Origin of the sequence: Rhizobium sp. GR12, from assembly GCF_036596185.1 — a bacterium.
Lineage (GTDB): Bacteria > Pseudomonadota > Alphaproteobacteria > Rhizobiales > Rhizobiaceae > Agrobacterium > Agrobacterium nepotum.
In genome coordinates this window covers 16,893-38,416 of the sequence record NZ_JASXTH010000024.1, presented here as the reverse complement: position 1 = coordinate 38,416, position 21,524 = coordinate 16,893, and the positions used below count along the sequence as shown (strand labels likewise).

Genomic DNA, 21,524 nt, shown 5'->3' with positions numbered 1-21,524 from the left:
GGTCCTTTTTAGTTGGTCCGCAGCCGTCAAGTTGATAGGATAGCCCGAACCTTCTGATCCATTTCCCAATCTAACCGGAAATACCATGACCGTTATCGCTTCGGAGCTTTCCGCTGCCATCCGCTCCATTCCCGACTATCCGAAGCCGGGCATCATCTTCCGGGACATCACGACGCTGCTCGGCAATCCGCGCGCTTTCCGCCGCGCGGTGGATGAGCTTGTGCAGCCTTATGCGGGAACGAAGATCGACAAGATCGCCGGCATGGAAGCGCGCGGCTTCATTCTGGGCGGGGCAGTGGCGCATCAGCTTTCCGCCGGTTTCGTGCCGATCCGCAAGAAGGGCAAGCTGCCGCACACCACCGTGCGCGTTGCCTACAGCCTGGAATACGGCGTGGACGAAATGGAAATGCATGTGGACGCCGTGCAGCCGGGCGAAAAAGTCATTCTGGTCGATGACCTGATCGCCACCGGCGGCACCGCCGAAGGTGCGGTCAAGTTGTTGCGGCAGATGGGCGCGGACATCGTCTCCGCCTGCTTCGTCATCGATCTGCCCGATCTCGGCGGCCGCAAGAAGCTGGAAGACCTTGGCGTCGAAGTACGGACGCTGGTGGAGTTTTCGGGCCATTGAGGCGGTGTCCGAGGCAATCTGCAAAAGTCATTTTGCCCCGGCCAGCAGCTATTCGAACTCCAAAACCCCGCTCCGGAAGGTCAGAACGGTTTCTCCGGACTGGTTCACGCCCTCGTTGAAGGTAGTGTTCAGCCAGACTCCGGCCCTTGATTCCAGCGGGCGGGTGTCGAGCAGGGTGACGAAATAGGTTACGTCGTCTCCGGCGAAGACCGGTTTCTTCCATATGAGTTCGCGAAAGCCGGGAGAGGGTCCCAATCTCGGCGGCTCGAGGCCCTGCTGTTTCAGCCTCTTCACTTCTTTCGCCCAATGGGAGAGGAAGCATTTCATCCAGCCCGCGCCGGTGTGCCAGCCGGAAGCGCAGAGCGCGCCGAAGACGCTGTTCCTGGCGGCTTCGGCATCGAGATGAAAGGGCTGCGGATCGAAATCGCGGGCGAAACGGACGATGTCTTCGGCGGAAAAATGCAGCGTGTCGAGGGTGACGCGTTCGCCGATGGGAGAAAGTTCTGCCAGTCTCATGCTGCAACGCCTCCATCCGCACGCATCAGGAACATCACGGTGTTTTCCCCGTGCGATACCAGAACGCCGCGCTGGTTATAAAGTTCGTGGCGGAATTTCACGAGGCCGATGCCGGGGCGCGAGCCGGAGGTGCGCTGTTCCAGCACGATGGATTTTCCCGAAAGCGTGTCGCCTGCCAGAACGGGTTTTTTCCAGTCGACATAGTCGATGCCGGGGCTGCCCTGCGAGGTTGAATTGCTGATGTAGCTCTCCGCCATCATCCGCATCAGCAGGGCGCAGGTGTGCCAGCCGGAAGCCGCCAGCCCGCCGAGAATGCTCTGGCGGCCAGCCTCTTCGGACAGATGCATGGGCTGGGGGTCGAATTCGCTGGCGAATTCGATGATTTGTTCTGCGGAAATCGATTGCGGTCCGAGGGGGAATTCTCGCCCAACGGAAAAATCCTCATAGGCATATGTCGCGACCGGCGCCATGGTTTCCTCCCTTCGCACAGTCAATATCGCCGGCATCTAAAATGATTTTTCCCTTTACGTAAAGGTCAAATCGGGGGATGCGGGTACGGCGTAGGGAGATGTTATGGAGCGAGCTAGTGCGGCATGTCGCCTTCTCCTGGCGGGGGAGAAGGTCGCGACAGCGGATGAGAGGGCAAGCTCTCAGTCTACGGCTAACCTCGCCCCTCATCCGACCCTTCGGGTCACCTTCTCCCCGGCGGGGAGAAGAAACAAGCCGCAATGTCTGGGGCACTTCGATCAGCGCTTCAAAAGAAGCGGTCGAAGCACCAACCGGCTTCAGTCCCGATCAGGTATTAAAGCGGAAGTGGATGACGTCGCCGTCCTGGACGACATATTCCTTGCCTTCGTCGCGCCCCTTGCCGGCTTCCTTGGCGCCGACTTCGCCCTTGTAGGCGACGTAGTCGTCAAAGCCGATGGTGAAGGCGCGGATGAAGCCGCGTTCGAAATCGGTATGGATGACGCCGGCGGCGGCGGGCGCTTTGGTGCCGCGCACGATCGTCCAGGCGCGCGTTTCCTTCGGGCCGACGGTGAAATAGGTAATGAGGTCGAGCAGGTGATAGCCAGCGCGGATCAGCCGGTCGAGACCGGCTTCGGTAAGCCCCAGCGCCGCGAGGAATTCCTCGGCTTCATCGCCCGGAAGCTGCGCCACTTCGGCCTCGATCGCTGCCGAGATGATCACGCATTCGGCACCCTGTTGCTTTGCCATCTCTGCGACGGCTTCGGTGTGCTCGTTGCCGGACGATGCGTCGGCTTCCGAGACGTTGCAGACATAAAGCACCGGGTGCGACGTCAGGAGATTGAGGCCCTTGAGGATTTCGATTTCCTCGTCGGCCAGCGTCTTCAAAAGCAGACGTGCTGGTTTTCCGTCGTTGAGCAGCGCGATTACGGCTTCCATCACGGGCAGTTGGGCCAAGGACTCCTTGTCCTTGCTGGTGGCGCGCTTGCGCGTCTGCTCGACGCGGCGCTCCAGGCTTTCGAGGTCGGCGAGCATCAGCTCCGTCTCGATCGTGTCGGCATCGCCAACCGGATTGATGCGGCCTTCCACATGGGTGATGTCGTCGTCTTCAAAGCAGCGCAGCACATGCACGACGGCATCGACTTCGCGGATATTGGCCAGGAATTTGTTGCCGAGGCCTTCACCCTTCGATGCGCCGCGCACCAGGCCGGCGATGTCCACGAAGGAAATGCGGGTCGGAATGATTTCCTTCGATCCGGCGATGGCCGCGAGCTGCTGCATGCGCGGGTCCGGCACGGCAACCTCGCCGGTATTCGGCTCGATGGTGCAGAAGGGATAGTTGGCGGCCTGTGCGGCCGCTGTTTTCGTCAGCGCGTTGAAGAGGGTGGACTTGCCGACATTCGGCAGCCCGACGATACCGCATTTGAAGCCCATGGCTTGAAACCTGTCCGTTTGAAAGAATTCGTTGAGGAGCCTTTTGCGGAAAGGGCAGTGCAAGGTCAAGCCCGCAGGCCGATTTGGGCGGGCAAAGCCCCGCGAATGGCGCGGAATTTCACGCGAGTGCCGCGCCCGGGGTTGTCGATAGTGCGGTTGCGGCGCAATATATGCGGGTCAAGCGACCGATCTTTCGTCATCGTGGGGATTTTCCGATGAGTGACAGTCCTGTCGACCTCAAGCCCAAACCGAAAGTCAAACCGAAGCTGGAGCGGCCGAAGCTCTATAAGGTCATCCTGCTGAATGACGATTACACGCCGCGCGACTTCGTGACCCTAGTGCTGAAGTCGGTCTTCCACATGGGCGAGGATACCGGCCGCCGGGTGATGATGACCGCGCACCGCTTCGGCAGCGCTGTCGTGGTTATCTGCGAGCGCGATATTGCCGAGACCAAGGCCAAGGAGGCGACCGATCTCGGAAAGGAGGCGGGATTTCCGCTGATGTTCACCACTGAGCCGGAGGAGTGATGGTTTTATGCCGAACCTAGACGGATCTGGAAACCGGTCTTGTTCTGCACGAAACCGCAGCTTTCGTAAAAGGCATGGACCTCCGGGCGCTGGCACCCGGTCAGCAGCATCACCTTGTAGCAATTCGCAGTAAAGGCGGCCTCGACGGCATGGCGCACCACCGCACGGCCATATCCTCGGCCACGATGGGTTTCCAGCGTCACCACGTTTTCAATGAGTGCATAGGGGCTGGCGGCGCGCGTCAGGTTCGGAACGACCAGAAGCGTGGCAGTCGCGACGGGTTTTCCGCCATCCGTTGCGAGAAACACGGTCAGGCCGGGCTGGTCGAGCATGGCGGTGAAAGCCGAGTTCGCCTCTTCCACCGTCAATTGCGGGTCGGATGGATTGAGCACCCGATAAAGTTCAAGCAGGCTGGGCAGATCGCCGGGACCGGCTTCACGCAGGGCGATGGTCGCTGAAGACATAGCGATCTAATCCTTCTTGCCGAACATCCGCTTCAGCATTTCGGCCATCGGTCCGGTTTCCGGCAGCTTTTTCGGCTGAGCGCTGTTGCGCGCCTGATGGATGTGGGACTGCGCGGCGGGTTTGGCCGCCTTGGCCGGTTTTTCGGCATCCGGTTTGCTGCCCGTGGCAAGCGCCAGCTTGTTCATCAGCTGCGAATCCTCTCCCTTCAGCAGCATGGCGGCGTTGTCGGCGATGGCGTCCAGCAGCGGATCGAGCCAGACCCGGTCGGTCTTGGCGAAATCGCCGAGCACATGGCCGTGCACCCGCTCCTTGTCGCCGGGATGGCCGATGCCGAGGCGCAGGCGGCGATATTCCTTGCCGCAATGGGCATCGAGCGATTTCAGGCCGTTGTGGCCGCCATGGCCGCCGCCCGTCTTGATGCGCGCACGGCCGGCGAGCAAATCGAGTTCGTCATGGATGACGATGATGTCGGCCGGTGCAAGCTTGAAGAAGCGCATGGCCTCGCCGACGGACTCGCCCGACAGGTTCATGTAGGTCAGCGGCTTCATCAGCAGGACCTTTTCGCCATCGATCTCGCCTTCGGAAATCTCCGCCTTGAATTTCCTCGCCCACGGCGAGAAAGAGGGCAGGCGCTGCAGCGCATCGAGCGCCATGAAGCCGATATTGTGACGGTTTCCCGCATATTGCGCGCCGGGATTACCAAGTCCTGCGATGATCTTCATGGGGCATGTCCGAGTTTTTCCTGACGATGCTGTTGTCACCACCCCGAAATCCGTCGACTGTCAATCTATTTATGGACTTTGGGCCTTTTATGGATTTACGGGGAGGTGGAGCGACCGCTCAGGGGCTGACGAGATTGTAGCGGTCGAATATCCGCTGTTGCGTTCCATCGGCGATCAGCCTGTCCAGCCGGGCCTGCAATTTCGCGATGATCTCGTCGGGAACGCTTTTGTTGCAGGCAAGGCCCAGTTGTTGCCGCGACAGTGTCGTCACTTCCTTGAAGGTGTTCGCGGGCAGGCTTTTGAAGGTGCTTTCCGACATGGGCATCAGGTCGATGCGCCCGGCTTTCAGCTTGTGAAGTGTGATCTGGAAGTCCGCGCCGACATCCACATGCGGGAAACCGAGCATTTCCAGAAGGGTTTCGGTATAGTCGCCGCGCTGGGTGCCGACCCGGTATTTCTTCGCGCCCTCCAGACTGGAGACATCGATATCCGCATTGTGGCGCGCCACGAGAATGTTGCGGTCGCTGTGGATCGGTGAGACCCATTTGAAAAGCTTTTCCCGTTCGCGGGTTCTCGCCGTGGCGAAAACGCAGTGCATGGCCTGCGTTGTGGCCAGCGCGATCGCCCGCGCCCAAGGCATGACGGCGACCTCGTATTCGGTGCCGGTTTCCTCGAGCACGATCTTGAGCTGGTCGATATAGACGCCCCCCACACTGCCATCGCTGGCCTGCAGATTGTAAGGGGGGTAGACCTCGGTCGTGAGGAAAAGCTTGGCCGCGCCGGCCGGACTGGCGAGGACAAGAAAGATCAGGCAAAAGCGGATCAATCCCATGGCTGCTCCCCGCCTCATGCTTGTCGCGCCGCGGCGAGGCCCGCGCCGGAAGCCGCGTTCAATGCGGCGATCAGCGCCTCCATGGGCTGCGGCCGTGCGAAATAATAGCCCTGTCCATAATCCGCGCCTATCGCTGCCAGAAGCGCCATCTGTTCTTCCGTCTCGACGCCCTCGGCGATGACGGCGCAATTCATCTTGTGCGAGATCGCGGCGATGCCTTCGACCAGCATGCGGCTGCGTTGCCTTATCTCAACCGTGTCGTCGCAGATCGAGCGGGTGAAGGACTGGTCGATCTTGACGATATCGACCGGAAAACGGCTGAGATAGCTCAGCGACGAATAACCCGTGCCGAAATCGTCCAGCGCGATGCGGCAGCCCAGCTGGTGAATGGCATTGAGGATCGCCCGGATTTGCGGATCGTCCTTCATGATGACGGCCTCGGTGATCTCGATGACCAGCCGTTTGGGAAGAATGCCGTGCCGGTGCAGCACGCCGGCGATCCGTGTCGGCAATCCCGGCTCGAATTGCAGCGGTGAGAAATTCACCGCCACATAGGCTTGTTCCATGCCCGGCAGGCGTGACAGCCTGGCGAGATTGGCGATCGATTGATCGAGGATGAGATTGCCGATGCGATGGATGGTGCCGTTTTCTTCCGCAAGGTTGATGATGGCGGCGGGCGGAAGCAATCCCTTTTTCGGATGGTTGAGACGCAGCAGCGCCTCGAAACCCGCCGTTCGGCCGGTTGCAAGCTCTTGAATCGGCTGGAAATACGGCTCGAACCAGCCATCGGAAAGCCCCTGCGCGATATCCCGCTCCAACTCCGCACGTTCGCGCGCCCGGTCCATGATCGAACTGTCGAAAATCTGCGCGCCGTTCTTGCCCGTTCTTTTGCGGCTATACATGGCCATGTCGGCATTCTGCAAAAGTTCGGCCGCGCTGGAAGCGTGCAGAGGATAGACCGCCATGCCGATGCTGGCGCTGAGGCGGATGCTGTTGCCCTCAAACTCGAAAGGCGTGTCCAGTATCATGCAAATCCGCTCGCAGAACAGCAGGCCGCGTTCCTCGACCTTGTCGCCGGCTAGCAGAATGGCGAATTCGTCGCCGCCGAGCCGCGATGCGCTGTCCAGCGGTGTCAGCAGGGGTTCGAGCTTCAGCGTGAATTCCCGGAGAACCGCGTCACCTGCGGCATGGCCGAGATTGTCGTTGATGGCCTTGAACCGGTCGAGGTCGATGAACAGGCAGGCCAGCTCGCTGCCGTTCCTGTCCGCATCGCGGATTTGCAGGTCGAGAATGGCCTCGAAACCCTGACGATTGAAGAGGCCGGTCAGATGGTCGGAAATGGCCTGCTGGCGGTTACGCTTTTCCGACTGGCGCAGTTCGGTCACATCCGTCATGACGCAAAGACATGTGCTCTGATGCGCCGTATCGCCGGACTCGAGGGCTTTTTCGAGGATGAGGGCGTCCATCACGCTGCCCTGCCCGCAATGAAAACGCACGGTGATGCCGGCATGTGCGGCGTCCGGCGCTTGTGACGCCGCCTTGCGCTGCTGGAACAGCGACCTGTCACCCGGGTGGATGAGATCGGCGAAGTTGAGGCCGAGTATTCTGGCGCGATCGTAGCCGGTCGCCTGTACCCAGTAATCGCTGACCGCCGCAATCCTGTCGTACCTGTCGAGCGAGAACAGCATGGCGGGCGTCCGGTTGTAGATTTCCGTCTTCCGCGCATGGGCGTGCTTGATTTCCAGCTCTTCCTTTTCAAGCTGGGTCTGCATTTCGTTGAAGCTTTTCGCCAGCCTGCCGATCTCATCCTTCGACCGCCAGTCGACGTGGTGGCGCGAACCGAGGCGACGGGTCGCCTCAATCGCTGCCGTGAGCCGCATCAGCGGGCGGATGACCATGAAACGGTTGCCGGCGATGGCCGCAAGAACGGTGGTGAGGATGGCGAGGATGAAAATCGTGATGAATGCCAGTTCGGACCGGCTGAGGGAGGTAAGAAGGCCGATATCGTCGTAATAGACGGTCAGTTGCCCGACGGTGACGACCCCGTTCGTGCTCTTGTAAGTGACCTCCCGCGTCGTGGAGGATGCATCCTGAATGATGTCGCTGCCGGCCGTCTGGACGATATCGAGCTGGCCGGAGGTATCCTTGACCTCGACCATCCGGATCACGGGGTCGGAAACGAGGGTTCCGGTAATCTGGTTTATGGTGTCGTCGTCTAGATCCCACAAGGGACGGGCAAGCGCCTGCGCATTTGTCGACAGCAGAATTTCAAGGTGATTGCGCTGGCTACGAATAGCCTCGTGATAGGAGAGCGTCAGCAAAAGCGTGAATAACGGGGCGACGACTGTAAGAAGCGCACCGGAAACAATCGCGATAAAGCGACTTTCGACGGAATGAGCCATGTTCGATTGCAGCTACCCTCTACCCCAGAATGACCGCGTTCGTTTTTGCCATCCGGAGAGATCGGTGAGGTTTCCGGCAAAAGCCCTGTTCCCCACTATATTTTCTCAACCCGCCCGGTGTTTTCACGACAGCGCAACGAGCATCGTTTCATGGAATTGTTAATCGACGCTGAAGCGGGTCACCCATGATGCACGCAGCGGTCGGTTTCTGTTTTTAAAGTTCATAAAAACTAAAAGGCCCGTTCCGAAAACGGAACGGGCCTCAAAGCTCAAATCTGTCCGGCCTTGCGGCCACAGATCATTATGCAGAAGCTTCGTCGGTTGCTTCTTCAGCAATGCCGCCAGCCGGAGCAACGATCGTTGCGATCGTGAAGTCACGGTCGGCGATCACAGGCGTGATGTTCTTCGGCAGCTTCACATTCGAAATGTGAACGTTATCGCCGATCTTCAGACCGGTGAGATCAACGGTGATGAATTCCGGAATGTCGTTGGCCGGGCAGTGGAATTCCACCGTGTGGCGAACGATGTTCAGAACGCCGCCGATCTTGATGTCCGACTTTTCTTCGTTTTCGAAGTGAACCGGAACTTCGACGTTGACGAGCGTGTTGCCCGTAACGCGCAGGAAGTCGACGTGCATGGTGAAGTCGCGGACCGGATCAAGCTGGTAGTCCTTCGGGAGGACCTTGATCTTCTGGCCGTCGACGTCGATTACCGCAACCGTCGTCATGAAGCCGCCGGCGTGGATACGCTTGGTTACTTCGTTGGTCGACAGAGCGATGGAAATGGGGGCCTGCTTGTCACCATAGATGACAGCGGGAATCAAACCGTTGCGGCGAAGTTCACGAGAGGACCCCTTACCAACTCGTTCGCGCGCCTCGGCCTTGAGCTCATACGATTCTTTGCTCATGGCAATTCCTTTCGAGGTTATATGGAGAGTTCATGCCAAACAAAGAGGCCTGAACTGGAGAGGCGCTTGCGCCATCCCGCCCGCGTTGCCTCCAAGGGTGTCTACACGGGTGCGGGCGCTATAATACAAACGGAAGATAAAGACAAGAGCGGCCCGTTTTTCGAGGGCGCTGCGTTATAATTTCATTAGATTTGCCTAATGCAGCCATGAATTGCAACTTTTAATATGCGCTTATCCATTCATATAAACCTGCTGCAAACCTGGCAAATGATAAGGCTGCCCGGAATTCCAATTGTGTAGATGATAATGTTAAAAGTTCTTCAGTGCCTCACCGTCGATCATGACTTCCGATACACCATAGCAGCGGTCTTCGTCTGCATGCTGGGAAGCTTCGTCACGATGCGTCTTTTTTCGAGAGCGCGTCTGGCGACGGGGTTGCAGAAGGTCAACTGGCTGTTTCTGGCCGGGGTCAATGGCGGCGCGGCGATATGGACAACCCATTTCGTGGCGATGCTGGGTTATGTCGCGGCCGGCGAGGTGGGGTACGATCCCTATCTGACGGGGCTTTCGCTTCTTATCGCCATTATCACGACGACCACCGGCTTTGCCATTTCCGCCTATGGCGGGCGCAGTGCTCTGGTGGAAGCGGGCGGGGCGATACTCGGTCTCGGTATTGCGGCCATGCATTATACTGGGATGGCCGCCTACCAGGTACAGGGCATGATTTTCTGGAACCAGGCCTATGTTATCGCCTCGCTGGTACTGGGAGCCGCGTTTGGCGCGATCGCGGTCAATCGCATTGCGCGGCCGATCAACCGGTTCTGCCAGTTCAGCGCGGTAGCGTTTCTCATCCTGGCCATCGCCTCGATGCATTACACTGGAATGGCCTCGATGTTGTTCGAGTTCGATCCGCGCATCATCATTTCGGAAAATCTGCTGCCGCCGGCCATCATGGGTGGAAGCGCCATCGCGGTGACCCTTCTTCTGCTGGCGCTGGGGCTTTCCACCTATGTCATCGACGCCCAGTCCACCCAGCAGGCGGTTGCCCGTTATCGCCATCTTTCGCTGCACGATCCGCTGACGGGCATTCCCAACCGGGCGGCATTTATCGAGCACCTCAATCGCCGCACGCGTCATGTCTCCATGGGTGCGCATACGGCGCTTCTGTCGATCGATCTCGACCGTTTCAAGGAAATCAACGACGTTCACGGCCACGCGGCGGGCGATGCCGTGCTGCGCGCCATCGCCGACCGGGCGAGTTCCGTTCTGAAAACCGGGGAGTTTCTGGCGCGGATGGGCGGGGATGAGTTCGTGGCGATGACCCATTCCTATTATACCCGCGCCGATGGTGCGGAATTCGCCCAGCGATTGATCGAGCAGATCAGCAAGCCGGTGGAATGGAACGGTCAGACATTTTCAGTGGGCGCGAGTGTGGGTATATCGATCCGCAATACCGGCTCCATCGATGCCGATACGCTGATGGCGCAGGCCGATGTCGCTATGTACCGGGCAAAAAGCGGGACATCGGACACGATCTGTTTCTACGACAAATCCATGGATGAGGCCGCGCGGGAGCGCAATGCGCTTGCCATAACCATGCGCAGCGGCCTCGCCAACAACGAATTCGAGCTATATTACCAGCAACAGAACGATACCAAGAGTGGCAGCATCGTCGGTTTTGAGGCGCTTTTGCGCTGGAAACATCCCGAGCGTGGCATGGTCTCTCCGGTCGAATTCATTCCGATTGCCGAACAGACCGGCTTCATCGTTGAACTGGGCGAGTGGGTTCTGCGGGAAGCCTGTGTGCAGGCCGCTCTCTGGAAGAAATCGCTTTCGATCGCCGTGAATGTCGCGCCGCAGCAGCTTGCGGACAATGATTTCCCTGACAAGGTCGAGAGAGTTCTTCAGGAGACGGGGCTTGCGCCGGAAAGGCTCGAGCTGGAAATCACTGAAGGCAGCATCATCGCGGATCATCGCCATGCGTTGGTCGCGATCCGCAAACTCAAGGCGCTCGGCGTCAAGATCGCCATGGACGATTACGGCACAGGCTATTCCTCGCTGTCTACCCTCCAGAGTTTCCCCTTCGACAAGATCAAGATCGACCGGGCCTTCATCGACGGCCTTTCGACCAACGTGCAGTCGGAGGCGATCGTTCGCTCCACGCTCATTCTGGCGCATAGCCTCAACATTCCGGTGCTCGCGGAAGGTGTAGAGACCAAGGCGCATATCGAGTTCCTGCGCCGCGAAGGCTGCCTGCAGGTGCAGGGCTTCTTCTTCGGTAGGCCCGGCCCTTTGAACTCTATCGCCAATCTCGTGGACGACACGTTTCTCTCGGCCGAAGACGAGCCGGAAGTCACCCTCGGGCAGCGTTATTTCAAGGCGGTATGATATTCAGGCGCAGCCCGAGGTTGCGTTGACGAATGCCGGCCGCGAAGTTTTTAGTTGAAACGTGAACGCTTCCAGCGCACCATCGCCGAAAAGCTTTGGGAGGAGCGAATGCCGACAGACATCGCCCATGCGGACCGCGTGTATGAAACAGCGCGCCAACGTTCCGCAGCCGCAAGTTCTCCGATTGTCGCTTCCTGGCGCCGCTGCATGGTCAAGCACCACCTTGCGCCAGAGGAAAACCGAAAGCCGATCTTTCTCAGCGACTTCGAATTTCGCCGCGCCCGTGAAAGTGCCGCCGGCCTGATCGCTGAAAGCACCGATGAACTCGACCGTATTTTTCACAGCGTCGGCAAGGCCGGCTGCTGCCTGCTTTTGACCGATGCGCAGGGCGTTGCGCTGGAGCGCCGGGGTGCCGCCGGCGACGACCGCGATTTCCGGGCGCTCGGCCTCTGGTCCGGTGCGGTCTGGAGCGAGGCGAGCGTGGGCACCAACGGCATCGGCACGGCGCTGGTCGACGAGCGTTCTGTGGTGGTCTACCGCGACCAGCATTTTTTCACATCGAACACGGAACTCTGCTGCACGACCGCACCCATTCGCGACCACACTGGCCGGGTGACTGGTGCTCTCGATATTTCCACCTGCCGCGACGACATCAACGAGATGACCTTTTCTTTCGTCACGCAGGCGGTGAGGGATGCGGCGCAACGTATCGAGGGCAATCTTTTCCGTCGGGCCTTTCCCGGCGCGCGCATCGTCGTCGTGCCGACCGGTTTCGGCGCCGCCCTTTCGCTGTTGGCCGTTGATCAGGACGATCTCGTTTTGGGGGCGACACGCGCGGCGCGTCTTGCGCTGAAACTGGACGACAATTCCATCGCGCAGGGGCTGCCCGCCGCCGATATTCTGCAGGAACAGCGTCACGATGGCGGCTCCGACCTTGCGGAAGCGGAGCGTTCGGCGTTGCGGCGGGTTCTGTCGCGCACCAACGGCAATGTCACGCAGGCCGCGTCCCTGCTTGGTATCAGCCGCGCCACGCTTCACCGCAAGATGAAGAAACTCGCGGTGCATTGAGGTGACCTGAAACGAGATCCGGGCAAGATGGCCGGATCGGCGTGGGTTTGTCGCAGATGTGAGACAATGTGCGATGCGGAACCACGCCGTGCCACTACCCCCCACTGTCATCTAGGCCCACCTTCCTCCCATGCGGTCCGTCGCGGATCGTTTTCATCAGGGAGGATGAAATCATGAATATTCAGGTTCAGCAGAAAGCGGGCGAAGCGCCCTTCAAGCTGAAATACGGCAATTTCATCGGCGGCAAATGGGTGGAACCGAAATCCGGTCGCTACATGGACAATCTGTCGCCGGTGACGGGCCACAAGATTTGTGAAGTTCCGCGCTCGGATGCGGCCGATATCGAACTCGCACTGGATGCCGCCCACAAGGCGAGGGAGAAGTGGGGCAAGACGAGCGTTACCGAGCGCTCCAACATCCTGCTCAAGATCGCCCAGCGCATCGAGGACAATCTCGATCTCATCGCGCGGGCCGAAACCTGGGATAACGGCAAGCCGCTGCGCGAGACGACAAATGCGGATATTCCGCTGACGGTCGACCATTTCCGCTATTTCGCAGGCTGCATCCGCGCACAGGAAGGCACGATCGGCGAAATCGACAACGATACGGTCGCCTATCATTTCCATGAACCGCTCGGCGTTGTCGGCCAGATCATCCCGTGGAACTTCCCGATCCTGATGGCCGCGTGGAAGCTTGCGCCGGCACTCGCCGCCGGCAATTGCGTGGTGCTGAAGCCTGCGGAACAGACACCGGCGTCCATTCTGGTGGTGATGGAGCTTATCGAAGACCTGCTGCCGCCGGGCGTTCTCAACATCGTCAACGGCACTGGCATTGAAGCGGGCAAGCCGCTGGCGCAAAGCAAGCGCATCGCCAAGATCGCCTTCACCGGCTCCACCCCGGTCGGCAAGGAAATCATGCGTTATGCGGCCGACAACGTCACCAACATCTCGCTGGAACTGGGCGGCAAGTCGCCGAACATATTCTTTGCCGATGTGATGAACGAGGATGACGCATTCCTCGACAAGGCGCTCGAAGGTTTCGCCTTCTTCGCGCTCAATCAGGGCGAGGTCTGCACATGCCCGTCGCGTGCGCTGGTTCATGAATCGATCTATGACCGTTTCATGGAAAAGGCGATCAAGCGCGTTCAGTCCATCAGCCAGGACGATCCGCTCAATCCGTCGACCATGCTGGGCGCACAGGCCTCGCAGGAACAGTTCGACAAGATCATGCGCTATCTGGAGATCGGCAAGAAGGAAGGCGCCAAGGTGCTGACCGGCGGCGACCGCAAGACACTCACGGGCGACCTGAAGGACGGCTACTACATTCAGCCGACGGTCTTCGAAGGCAACAACAAGATGCGGGTTTTCCAGGAGGAAATCTTCGGTCCGGTCGTTTCCGTCACCACCTTCAAGACGGTTGAGGAAGCGCTCGAAATCGCCAATGACACGGTTTACGGTCTGGGTGCAGGTGTGTGGAGCCGCGATACCAATGTCGCCTATCGGGCGGGCCGGGGTATCGAAGCGGGTCGTGTGTGGACGAATTGCTACCACGTCTATCCGGCGGGCGCCGCCTTTGGCGGTTACAAGCAATCCGGCATCGGTCGCGAGACCCACAAGATGATGCTCGATCATTACCAGCAGACCAAGAACCTGCTCGTATCCTACAGCCCGAACAAGGTTGGCTTCTTCTGAGGTCCTCCCCGGAAGCCGGCGGCGGATCGCCATGATCGCAAGCCGCCGGTGTGCTCCCAGGGGCTTCGGCTCCTGGGAGCCCGGATCGAGTTTTCAAGCAAAATAAAAAGCCGGAGGTTCTGCCTCCGGCCTTTGTCGTTGCGGATTATGCCGCGTAGCGCTGGTCCCGCTGCCCGATAGCACTGAGCGAGAATTGGCCCACCTGTTCGGTGAGGCCATCCGCCTCGCTTGCCAGCGAGAAGGCAGCGGCCGTCGTTTCCTCCACCATCGCCGCGTTCTGCTGCGTCACATGGTCGAGTTCGTTGACGGATGCGTTGATTTCGCCAAGGCGGCCGGATTGTTCGCGCGATGCGGTGGCGATCGCGCCGATCTGGTCGTTGACCGACTGGATGCGTTTCTGGATCTGCTCCAGGCTTTCGCCGGTCTTCAGCACCAGCGCCACGCCGCTTTCAACATCGCCCGCGGAGGTGGCGATTAGCGTCGTGATGTCCCGTGCGGCGGCCGCCGATTTCTGGGCGAGTTCCCGCACTTCCTGCGCCACGACCGCAAAGCCTTTTCCAGCTTCGCCGGCACGGGCCGCCTCGACGCCGGCATTCAGCGCGAGGAGATTGGTCTGGAAGGCGATCTGGTCGATGACATCGATGATCTGGCGGATCTTGGACGACGAGGTCTCGATGCGTTCCATGGCGACGATGGCTTCCTTGACAACGGCCGTGGATTTGTGGGCGTCCTGCATGGTTTCCGCCGTTGCCTCGACGGCGACGTTGCAGCGCGAGAGCGAGACGTTGACGGCCTGCGTCATGTCCCCAAGGGCTGCGGCGGCTTCCTCAAGGGCTGCCGCCTGACGTTCGGTGCGCCGCGACAGATCTTCCGATGCGCTTTTCAGCTCGCCGGAGCCAGAGCGGATGGCATTGGCGCTTTCGCCGATGTTGGAAATCGTCGCTTCCAGCCCAGCGATGGAGTTGTTGAAGTCGATCCGCAGATGGTCGAGCGACGGCACGAAGGATTTTTCGATGCGAAGATCGAGCCTGCCGGTCGCAAGATTGGCAAGACCGGTCGCAAGCGCGTCGACTGCTTCTTCCAGTTCCTTGGCGCTTCTTGCCTTTTCCATCTCGCGCTGGGCGCGTTCCTCGTCCAGTTCCTCGCTCTTGCGATGAGACTCGGTCTCCATGCGTTGCTTGTCCAGAATGCCCTGGCGGAAGGATTCCAGCGCACGCGCCATGGTGCCGATCTCGTCGCCACGGGAAACGGCCTTGATCTCGATATTATTGTCACCGCCGTTCAGGCGTTCCATCAACGCGGCAAGGCCGGTCAGCGGCTTGGTCAGGCTGGCGGAAACGAAAATGCCGACCAGCGTCATGACGGCGAGAACCGCAAGTGTCGCAAGCGTTGCCCAGAAGGCGAGATCATTGGCTGCCGCCAGAACCTTGCTCTCCTGCTGGCCGATTGCCAGAAGATGTTTCTGCCCGAAGACGGAGACCGGGCGATAGGCGTAAAAGATGTTGCCCGCAGGTGTCTGCGCCATTACCGTTCCGGCTTCGCTTGCACTGGTAAGGGCCGCGAGGCTTTCGGAAACGGCGGCATCCGCCCCGGCCGAGAGTACGCCCGCCCGGCGTTTGCCTTCGGCGTTCAGAAGAACGGCATCGTCGATGGACTTGCCGGTTTCCTCTGGCGTTACCACTGCGCCGATGCGATCGGGTGAAATGCGCATGATGACGGCGCCCTTGCGCTGGAGCTGGCCCCAGTTCGAGACCGCGAGCGGCATGCCGATCATGGCTGCATCATCGGCACTGCTGAACCCGGTGGTGCTGACGACACCGTCCTTGCCGGCTTCGATGCGGTCGAACAATTCCTTGATCGCGTTGTTTTGCGGTTCCGCCACGTTGGTCAGGAAGTTCTTGCCCTTGGTCACGGAATAGATAATGAGACCCGCCTTGTCGACGACGTAGATGTCGCTGACCCGGGTATTGCGCCAGACGCTGGCAATGGCCGCGTTGATCGTGGCGTGGCGGATGGCGTAAAGCAGCCGCAATCCTTCGCCGTTGAAGGAGGCGCGCTCCTCCTCGGATACGCCCTCGCGGCGGAAAGCCTCGATGATCGCATCCTTTTCCGTCGGCACGACGGTGGTCATTGTTTCCAGCGCCTGTGCGATCGCAGCGTTCTGCGACAGCTCGGAAATGCTCTGTTCGACGCGCAGCGTATAGGCATCAAGCTGTTTGGACTGGTTTCCCGCAACCGTCTCGAGCCTGATCTTGCTGGCGTCGATCAGGCCGGACTTGCCCATTTCGTAGGACAATAACCCAACGGCCAGGCACGAAACCAGCGTCGCGCCCGTGACGAGCGTTGCGAATTTGGCCTTGATCGACAATGATTTAGCTTTGACAGCAGTCGGATTTACACCCGGCATCCTGTTTCCTCCCCCCCCAAAAAAACGTGGCCGTAACGTCGCAACAATTGTTTACGGTCACGTTAAAGGGCGAGGAATTGTATGATTATTTCCCGCATACCGTGAAAAAATCTCCGGCCTTCGCCGACGCGTTTTCCGTAATAAAACTGCAACAGAACAAGCGCATACCGAGCGAAGTTCAACGGCTGTTCATATTCATGCAAGCTTTCCGCGCTCCTGCTCTCGCCACTATCGATGATGTTTGCGGAACATCCGCAGACGGATATGACGGAGCGCCTTTGAGATCGACCCCGGATTTCGCCGTTGTCGTGCCCATGCACGATGAGGAAGCGAGCGTTGAGACGCTCGTGGCGGAGATTGTTGCTGCCTGCAAGCCAGTCGGCCCGTTCGAGATCATCGTCGTGGACGATGCTTCCTCCGACCGCACGGCGGATGTGGCGCTTTCGCTCGCCGGGCGTTTTCCCATGCTGCGGCTGGTGCGGCACGACCGTCAGGGCGGGCAGTCGGCGGCGATCCACAGCGGCGTGCAGGCGGCGCGCGCGGCCATCATCTGCATGCTTGACGGAGACGGGCAAAACCCGCCGGACAATCTGCCGGCACTTCTCGCACCGCTTCTTGCCGCCAATGCTGAGAGCCGGCTTGCGCTTGTGGCCGGCCAGCGTGTCGGCCGGCGCGATACGCTTGGAAAACGTCTTTCGTCGCGCTTCGCCAACGGCTTGAGGGCGCGGATATTGAAGGACGGCACGCGGGACACCGGCTGCGGCCTCAAGGCTTTCCGCCGCGATGCCTATCTCGCCTTGCCCTATTTCGATCACCACCACCGCTATTTTCCGGCGCTGTTCAATCGCGACGGCTGGCAGGTCACCCATGTCGACGTCACGCACCGGGCGCGCCTGCATGGCAATTCCCATTACACCAATATCGGCCGTGCGCTTGTCGGCATCCACGATCTGATTGGCGTTGCCTGGCTGCTGCGCCGGCGCAAGCGTGCCAGCTGGGCTGAAACCTTCAAAACGGAGACATCGCCGTGAATGTACCGGCCTTATGGTCCATGCTGCATGTGAGCAGCTGGAAGGAATTTCTGTGGGTCTGCACCGGCTTCATGGGCCAGATGCTGTTCACCATGCGTTTTCTGGTTCAGTGGATTTCGTCGGAACGGGCGAACCGTTCGGTCATTCCCGTGGCCTTCTGGTATTTCTCCATCGGCGGCGGTCTGGTGCTGCTGTTATACGCGATCTGGCGTCGCGATCCGGTTTTCATTATGGGGCAGGCGTCCGGCCTCTTCATTTATGCCCGGAATCTCTGGCTGATCCATGCAGAACGCCGCCAGCATGCATGAGGGCGCGGTCCTGCCCCATGCGCAGGCGAGCGAGCAGCGCCAATGGATGACGCTTGCGCTTGCGGCAATCGTGCTCGTCACGGTGCTGCGCGTCCTCGGGCTTGCCTTCAACCGCACCGATCTTTTCGTCGATGAGGCGCAATATTGGCTGTGGGGCCGCGAGATGGCGTTCGGCGCCTATTCCAAACCGCCGCTGATCGGCTGGATCATTCGCGCGGCCAGCATTCTGAGCGGCGGCGAGAGCACCTTCGATGTGCGGCTGGCCGCACCGATAATCCATGGTGTGGCGGCAGCGGGGATTCTTGCGCTTGGGCGCATGATATACGATGCAAAACTCGCTTCGCTGGCCGCTGTCGTCTATCTGACGCTGCCCGCCGTGACGCTCGGCAGCCTGTTGATCTCGACCGATACGCCGATGATGCTGTTCATCGTGCTGTCGATGATCTGTGTGCGCAAACTGGCGCAGGCGCGCGCCGCCGGCACATCTGCGACGCTCTGGAGTATCGCGCTCGGTCTCTGTTTCGGCCTCGGGCTGATGTCGAAATATGCGATGATCTATTTTCTGCCCTGCTTCATCGCCGCTGGATGGCTTTGCGTGGGCTGGCGCATCCGTTGGCGTGATGCCGGTATCGCGGCTCTTGTCTGCGCCGCCGTCATCGCTCCCAATCTGTGGTGGAACGCCGCGCATGATTTCATGACCGCGCGCCACACGGCGGATAATGCGAACTGGCATGGCATTCAGCTGAAAATCGGTCCCGCGCTCGAGTTTTTCTTCTCGCAGGCGGGCGTTGTCGGGCCGTTCGTCTTCGTCGGCATGATCATTGCGACGTTCCGGGCGAAAAACGCGGAAACCCGGGCGCTGGTCGTCCTTTCGGTGCCGATCGTGCTTCTGATTACCACACAGGGGTTGATATCGCGGGCACTCGCCAACTGGGCGGTGGGGGCTTATGCGGCGGGTGTGCTTCTGGCGGTGCCGGTCCTGGCATCCCGGCGCTGGCTCACCGTTTCCACCCTTGTGCTCGGCTGTATCGTCGCCATCGGGCTGCCGCTGATGACGATCGCCGGAACGGAATTGCGGCTGCCGAGCGGCGAACTGGCGATGAAGCGTTATCTTGGCCGCTCGGAGCTGGTATCGACCGGCTTCGCACGGGCACGAGAGGTTGGAGCGGACGCTATCGTCGCTTCCGATCGCTCCATTCTGGCCGAGCTTTTCTACCAGCTGCGGGACGAGAAGCGGATCATGCTGCGCGCGCTGCCCGAAACCGGCGTCCCTTCCAGCCACTATGCACTGCTCTACCCGCTAGAATCCGGCGAGGCGACAAATCCCGTGTTTCTGGCAACTGCTGATGGCCTGCCGTCTTGCCTTGCCGGCGAGACGCCGCTTTCGCGCTGGGTCGCCGGGCCGGGCTTTCTGGAAGGCAAGGAAATCGGGATCTGGCGGCTGCCGTCGCAATGCATTCCAGGGGCGGCCAATGGACAATGATCTTTCGCATATGCGGATCACGATCTGGGTGACATTGGCCACATTGGCGCTGGTCATCCTGTTCGCGACCTTCCCGTCCATCGATCTTGGCTTTTCCGCGTTGTTCTTTTCTCCTGATGGGAACCTGTGGTCCGGCCGCGAGCCGCTTCCCGAGTGGTTGCGGGATACGTTGCGCGAGGGAACGGAACTGGCAACTCTTCTGGCCTTCATCCTCCTGATCGGCAACCTCCGGCTCGGCTCCTTGCAACGCACCGGCTGGCGTGTCTGGGCCTTCCTCTGTGGACCTGTGGTTTTGTGTGCCGGACTTCTGGTGAACGGGGTGCTGAAGGCCAATGTCGGGCGCGCCCGGCCATTCAGCGTCAGCGATTTCGGCGGGCATCAGCTTTTCACGCCGCCTTTCCAGTTCAGCACGCAATGTTATTCGAACTGTTCGTTTTCCTCCGGGGAAACGGCGCTCATAGCCAGTTTTTTCCTGCCGCTTTGCGCGCTTGTCTGGCACCGCCTGCAATGGGGCGGGCGTCTTGTCATCGGCGGCACCACCGCCGGAGCCATCATCCTCATGTCGGGCCTGCGTATTGCCGCCGGCGGGCATTTCCTGAGCGATGTGGTGATGTCGGTACTATTTTCCGCGCTGACGACGCTGTTTCTTTATCGGGTGCTGGCGATTGCCCGTCACCGTCAGCTCTTCACCGGCGATGCCGTTACGGCCGATGCGACCAGCCTGTGGCGCAATGGCAGCCATGCTGTCCGCGCCCGTGTTCGGCGCTGGTGGCCGAAAATCAAGGCTGCGGCCACACGCCTGCAACGGCCTCCGGATGCGGGCGCGGCATCTTCCTGAGTGGGGGGAAGCGCCTTGCGGCTGATGCGGCCCCATATGGTTAGAAGTTGATGGCGAACGTTGCGACTTATCTCGACGTCATCCTTCGGCTTGTCCCTAGGATTTAAACACGCCGATAAAATCAAGACGTTGCAGATCCTCGGGACAGGCCCGAGGATGACGGAGGAGTGGTTTTCGGATTTTGCCGCTATCCGGCACCTGCGTTCAGCAGACTCAGTTTGAAAACGCGCCTCCGTTTACCCGGCCACGCATTTCTCCCGTCCATAATCGATCCCGGTTCCCGGTTGGATAAACGGGACCGAGGGCGTATCAGTCGAACAGGCCGGAAACCGACTGTTCCTGCGCGGTGCGGTTGATCGCCTCGCCCAGAAGGCCGGCCGTGCTGATCACGCGGATATTGTGCGCGGACTGGACGCCGGTGGTGGGCTGGATGCTGTCGGTGATGACGAGTTCGCGCAGCTTCGAGGAGGCCACGCGGGCAACCGCGCCGCCGGAAAGCACACCATGCGTGATATAGGCGGTGACGCTGGTCGCGCCCTTTTTCAGCAGTGCTTCCGCCGCATTGCAGAGCGTGCCGCCGGAATCGATGATATCGTCGATGAGGATGCAATCCTTGCCGGACACGTCGCCGATGACGTTCATGACTTCGGATTCGCCCGGACGATCGCGGCGTTTGTCGACGATTGCCAGCAGACAGTCCAGACGCTTCGACAGGGCGCGGGCGCGAACCACGCCGCCGACATCAGGTGAAACGACCATGACGTTGTTGGTGTCGTAGTGGTCCTTGATATCGCGGGCCAGAATGGGGGCTGCGAAGAGGTTGTCTGTCGGAATATCGAAAAAGCCCTGGATCTGACCGGCATGAAGATCGAGCGTCAATACGCGGTCAGCACCGGCTTCGGTGATCAGATTGGCGACGAGTTTGGCGGAAATCGGTGTGCGGGGGCCTGCCTTGCGGTCCTGACGGGCGTAACCGAAATAGGGTAGCACCGCCGTGATGCGCTTTGCCGAGGAGCGGCGCATGGCATCGATCATGATGAGAAGTTCCATCAGATGATCGTTTGCCGGAAACGATGTGGACTGGACGAGAAAAACGTCCTCGCCGCGCACGTTTTCACTGATTTCTACGAAAATTTCCTGGTCAGCAAACCGCTTTACGGTGGCATTTCCGAGAGGTACGTTGAGATACTTGCAGATCGCTTCGGCAAGGTGCCGGTTCGAATTGCCTGCGAAAACCTTCATTGCGGCCGCCTGTTTCCATGCAATCGCCTTGCGCCACGGGAAAGTGTTGCCGTAACCAAGCGTCGTTCAAGGGGAGGAACGTCCGGCTGCAAAAACCTTTGCCGGACACACCTTGTTGCCATGCGCGCCTTAATAGCGTTGTTGCTTCCGATTGCAAGAGGACTCAGTGC

At 60.0% G+C, this 21,524-nt stretch carries 20 protein-coding genes; 9 read left to right on the top strand and 11 right to left on the bottom strand.

What is annotated here, in order from left to right:
• Nucleotides 1–85 precede the first annotated feature (85 nt).
• Complete coding sequence (locus QSK43_RS26320; protein WP_045019026.1) at nt 86–628, top strand: adenine phosphoribosyltransferase; 543 nt, start codon at nt 86–88, stop codon at nt 626–628.
• 48 nt (nt 629–676) lie between these two features.
• On the opposite strand, the gene QSK43_RS26315 is transcribed toward QSK43_RS26320, so the two are convergent.
• From QSK43_RS26315 to QSK43_RS26300, 4 genes are all read right to left on the bottom strand, one after another.
• Nucleotides 677–1,144 (bottom strand): MaoC family dehydratase, encoded by a 468-nt coding sequence (locus QSK43_RS26315; protein WP_045019024.1) that lies wholly within the window; start codon nt 1,142–1,144, stop codon nt 677–679.
• Nucleotides 1,141–1,614, bottom strand: coding sequence for a MaoC family dehydratase (locus QSK43_RS26310; RefSeq protein WP_332305923.1), 474 nt, complete (start codon nt 1,612–1,614; stop codon nt 1,141–1,143). Before QSK43_RS26310 ends, QSK43_RS26315 begins: the two co-directional genes overlap by 4 nt.
• Nucleotides 1,615–1,939: 325 nt before the next feature.
• The gene (gene ychF, locus QSK43_RS26305; RefSeq protein WP_332305922.1) at nt 1,940–3,043 is read right to left on the bottom strand and encodes a redox-regulated ATPase YchF; all 1,104 of its coding nucleotides are present in this window, start codon (nt 3,041–3,043) and stop codon (nt 1,940–1,942) included.
• A gap of 65 nt (nt 3,044–3,108) precedes the next feature.
• Nucleotides 3,109–3,243 carry a hypothetical protein gene (locus QSK43_RS26300; RefSeq protein WP_332305921.1) on the bottom strand — a complete coding sequence of 45 codons (135 nt, stop codon included), beginning with the start codon at nt 3,241–3,243 and terminating at the stop codon, nt 3,109–3,111.
• A gap of 15 nt (nt 3,244–3,258) precedes the next feature.
• Between QSK43_RS26300 and clpS the strand changes: the two genes are divergently transcribed.
• The gene (gene clpS, locus QSK43_RS26295) at nt 3,259–3,570 is read left to right on the top strand and encodes an ATP-dependent Clp protease adapter ClpS (protein WP_332305920.1); all 312 of its coding nucleotides are present in this window, start codon (nt 3,259–3,261) and stop codon (nt 3,568–3,570) included.
• Between the two features lie 5 nt (nt 3,571–3,575).
• Here the strand turns inward: clpS and QSK43_RS26290 are convergent, their stop codons facing one another.
• The 5 genes from QSK43_RS26290 to QSK43_RS26270 all read right to left on the bottom strand — a co-directional run bounded on the left by QSK43_RS26290 (nt 3,576) and on the right by QSK43_RS26270 (nt 8,898).
• Nucleotides 3,576–4,034 carry a GNAT family N-acetyltransferase gene (locus QSK43_RS26290; protein WP_332305919.1) on the bottom strand — a complete coding sequence of 153 codons (459 nt, stop codon included), beginning with the start codon at nt 4,032–4,034 and terminating at the stop codon, nt 3,576–3,578.
• Between the two features lie 6 nt (nt 4,035–4,040).
• Nucleotides 4,041–4,757 carry an aminoacyl-tRNA hydrolase gene (pth, locus tag QSK43_RS26285; RefSeq protein ID WP_332305918.1) on the bottom strand — a complete coding sequence of 239 codons (717 nt, stop codon included), beginning with the start codon at nt 4,755–4,757 and terminating at the stop codon, nt 4,041–4,043.
• A gap of 118 nt (nt 4,758–4,875) precedes the next feature.
• Entirely contained in the window at nt 4,876–5,589 is a 714-nt protein-coding gene (locus tag QSK43_RS26280; protein ID WP_332305917.1) for a substrate-binding periplasmic protein, read from the bottom strand.
• Between the two features lie 14 nt (nt 5,590–5,603).
• Nucleotides 5,604–7,991, bottom strand: a complete 2,388-nt coding sequence (locus QSK43_RS26275) for an EAL domain-containing protein (RefSeq protein WP_332305916.1) — start codon at nt 7,989–7,991, stop codon at nt 5,604–5,606.
• A 301-nt stretch (nt 7,992–8,292) separates the two neighbouring features.
• The gene (locus QSK43_RS26270) at nt 8,293–8,898 is read right to left on the bottom strand and encodes a 50S ribosomal protein L25/general stress protein Ctc (RefSeq protein WP_045019000.1); all 606 of its coding nucleotides are present in this window, start codon (nt 8,896–8,898) and stop codon (nt 8,293–8,295) included.
• A 306-nt stretch (nt 8,899–9,204) separates the two neighbouring features.
• Here QSK43_RS26270 and QSK43_RS26265 point away from each other — a divergent pair, with 306 nt between their 5' ends.
• The 3 genes from QSK43_RS26265 to exaC all read left to right on the top strand — a co-directional run bounded on the left by QSK43_RS26265 (nt 9,205) and on the right by exaC (nt 14,045).
• Entirely contained in the window at nt 9,205–11,286 is a 2,082-nt protein-coding gene (locus QSK43_RS26265) for a putative bifunctional diguanylate cyclase/phosphodiesterase (RefSeq protein WP_045019196.1), read from the top strand.
• Nucleotides 11,287–11,394: 108 nt separating this feature from the next.
• The gene (locus tag QSK43_RS26260) at nt 11,395–12,354 is read left to right on the top strand and encodes a helix-turn-helix domain-containing protein (protein ID WP_045019194.1); all 960 of its coding nucleotides are present in this window, start codon (nt 11,395–11,397) and stop codon (nt 12,352–12,354) included.
• Between the two features lie 173 nt (nt 12,355–12,527).
• Nucleotides 12,528–14,045: an acetaldehyde dehydrogenase ExaC gene (gene exaC / locus QSK43_RS26255; RefSeq protein WP_045018999.1), complete on the top strand. Its 1,518-nt coding sequence runs from the start codon at nt 12,528–12,530 to the stop codon at nt 14,043–14,045.
• A gap of 145 nt (nt 14,046–14,190) precedes the next feature.
• Here the strand turns inward: exaC and QSK43_RS26250 are convergent, their stop codons facing one another.
• The gene (locus QSK43_RS26250) at nt 14,191–16,452 is read right to left on the bottom strand and encodes a methyl-accepting chemotaxis protein (RefSeq protein WP_332305915.1); all 2,262 of its coding nucleotides are present in this window, start codon (nt 16,450–16,452) and stop codon (nt 14,191–14,193) included.
• A gap of 191 nt (nt 16,453–16,643) precedes the next feature.
• On the opposite strand from QSK43_RS26250, the gene QSK43_RS26245 reads away from it, so the two are divergent.
• From QSK43_RS26245 to QSK43_RS26230, 4 genes are read left to right on the top strand one after another with little or no spacing between them, the layout of a single operon-like run.
• A complete protein-coding gene (locus tag QSK43_RS26245) occupies nt 16,644–17,483 on the top strand; it encodes a glycosyltransferase family 2 protein (protein ID WP_332305929.1) in 840 nt (279 codons plus the stop codon).
• Between the two features lie 20 nt (nt 17,484–17,503).
• Nucleotides 17,504–17,791 carry a lipid-A-disaccharide synthase N-terminal domain-containing protein gene (locus tag QSK43_RS26240; RefSeq protein WP_332305928.1) on the top strand — a complete coding sequence of 96 codons (288 nt, stop codon included), beginning with the start codon at nt 17,504–17,506 and terminating at the stop codon, nt 17,789–17,791.
• Nucleotides 17,766–19,274 carry an ArnT family glycosyltransferase gene (locus QSK43_RS26235; protein ID WP_332305914.1) on the top strand — a complete coding sequence of 503 codons (1,509 nt, stop codon included), beginning with the start codon at nt 17,766–17,768 and terminating at the stop codon, nt 19,272–19,274. The genes QSK43_RS26240 and QSK43_RS26235 overlap by 26 nt, the downstream gene beginning before the upstream one ends.
• Entirely contained in the window at nt 19,264–20,112 is an 849-nt protein-coding gene (locus tag QSK43_RS26230) for a phosphatase PAP2 family protein (RefSeq protein WP_045018994.1), read from the top strand. The genes QSK43_RS26235 and QSK43_RS26230 overlap by 11 nt, the downstream gene beginning before the upstream one ends.
• Nucleotides 20,113–20,421: 309 nt before the next feature.
• Here the strand turns inward: QSK43_RS26230 and QSK43_RS26225 are convergent, their stop codons facing one another.
• Nucleotides 20,422–21,354 carry a ribose-phosphate pyrophosphokinase gene (locus QSK43_RS26225; RefSeq protein ID WP_045018991.1) on the bottom strand — a complete coding sequence of 311 codons (933 nt, stop codon included), beginning with the start codon at nt 21,352–21,354 and terminating at the stop codon, nt 20,422–20,424.
• Between the last annotated feature and the right edge of the window lie 170 nt (nt 21,355–21,524).

Coding starts and splice junctions, on each gene's coding strand:
- ychF (WP_332305922.1), bottom strand. CDS start 3,043: ATGGGCTTCAAATGCGGTATCGTCGGGCTGCCGAATGTCGGCAAGTCC.
- QSK43_RS26280 (WP_332305917.1), bottom strand. CDS start 5,589: ATGGGATTGATCCGCTTTTGCCTGATCTTTCTTGTCCTCGCCAGTCCG.
- QSK43_RS26265 (WP_045019196.1), top strand. CDS start 9,205: ATGTTAAAAGTTCTTCAGTGCCTCACCGTCGATCATGACTTCCGATAC.
- QSK43_RS26260 (WP_045019194.1), top strand. CDS start 11,395: ATGCCGACAGACATCGCCCATGCGGACCGCGTGTATGAAACAGCGCGC.
- QSK43_RS26240 (WP_332305928.1), top strand. CDS start 17,504: ATGCTGCATGTGAGCAGCTGGAAGGAATTTCTGTGGGTCTGCACCGGC.
- clpS (WP_332305920.1), top strand. CDS start 3,259: ATGAGTGACAGTCCTGTCGACCTCAAGCCCAAACCGAAAGTCAAACCG.
- QSK43_RS26275 (WP_332305916.1), bottom strand. CDS start 7,991: ATGGCTCATTCCGTCGAAAGTCGCTTTATCGCGATTGTTTCCGGTGCG.
- QSK43_RS26225 (WP_045018991.1), bottom strand. CDS start 21,354: ATGAAGGTTTTCGCAGGCAATTCGAACCGGCACCTTGCCGAAGCGATC.
- QSK43_RS26300 (WP_332305921.1), bottom strand. CDS start 3,243: ATGACGAAAGATCGGTCGCTTGACCCGCATATATTGCGCCGCAACCGC.
- QSK43_RS26315 (WP_045019024.1), bottom strand. CDS start 1,144: ATGAGACTGGCAGAACTTTCTCCCATCGGCGAACGCGTCACCCTCGAC.
- QSK43_RS26310 (WP_332305923.1), bottom strand. CDS start 1,614: ATGGCGCCGGTCGCGACATATGCCTATGAGGATTTTTCCGTTGGGCGA.
- QSK43_RS26230 (WP_045018994.1), top strand. CDS start 19,264: ATGGACAATGATCTTTCGCATATGCGGATCACGATCTGGGTGACATTG.
- pth (WP_332305918.1), bottom strand. CDS start 4,757: ATGAAGATCATCGCAGGACTTGGTAATCCCGGCGCGCAATATGCGGGA.
- exaC (WP_045018999.1), top strand. CDS start 12,528: ATGAATATTCAGGTTCAGCAGAAAGCGGGCGAAGCGCCCTTCAAGCTG.
- QSK43_RS26250 (WP_332305915.1), bottom strand. CDS start 16,452: ATGCCGGGTGTAAATCCGACTGCTGTCAAAGCTAAATCATTGTCGATC.
- QSK43_RS26290 (WP_332305919.1), bottom strand. CDS start 4,034: ATGTCTTCAGCGACCATCGCCCTGCGTGAAGCCGGTCCCGGCGATCTG.
- QSK43_RS26235 (WP_332305914.1), top strand. CDS start 17,766: ATGCAGAACGCCGCCAGCATGCATGAGGGCGCGGTCCTGCCCCATGCG.
- QSK43_RS26320 (WP_045019026.1), top strand. CDS start 86: ATGACCGTTATCGCTTCGGAGCTTTCCGCTGCCATCCGCTCCATTCCC.
- QSK43_RS26270 (WP_045019000.1), bottom strand. CDS start 8,898: ATGAGCAAAGAATCGTATGAGCTCAAGGCCGAGGCGCGCGAACGAGTT.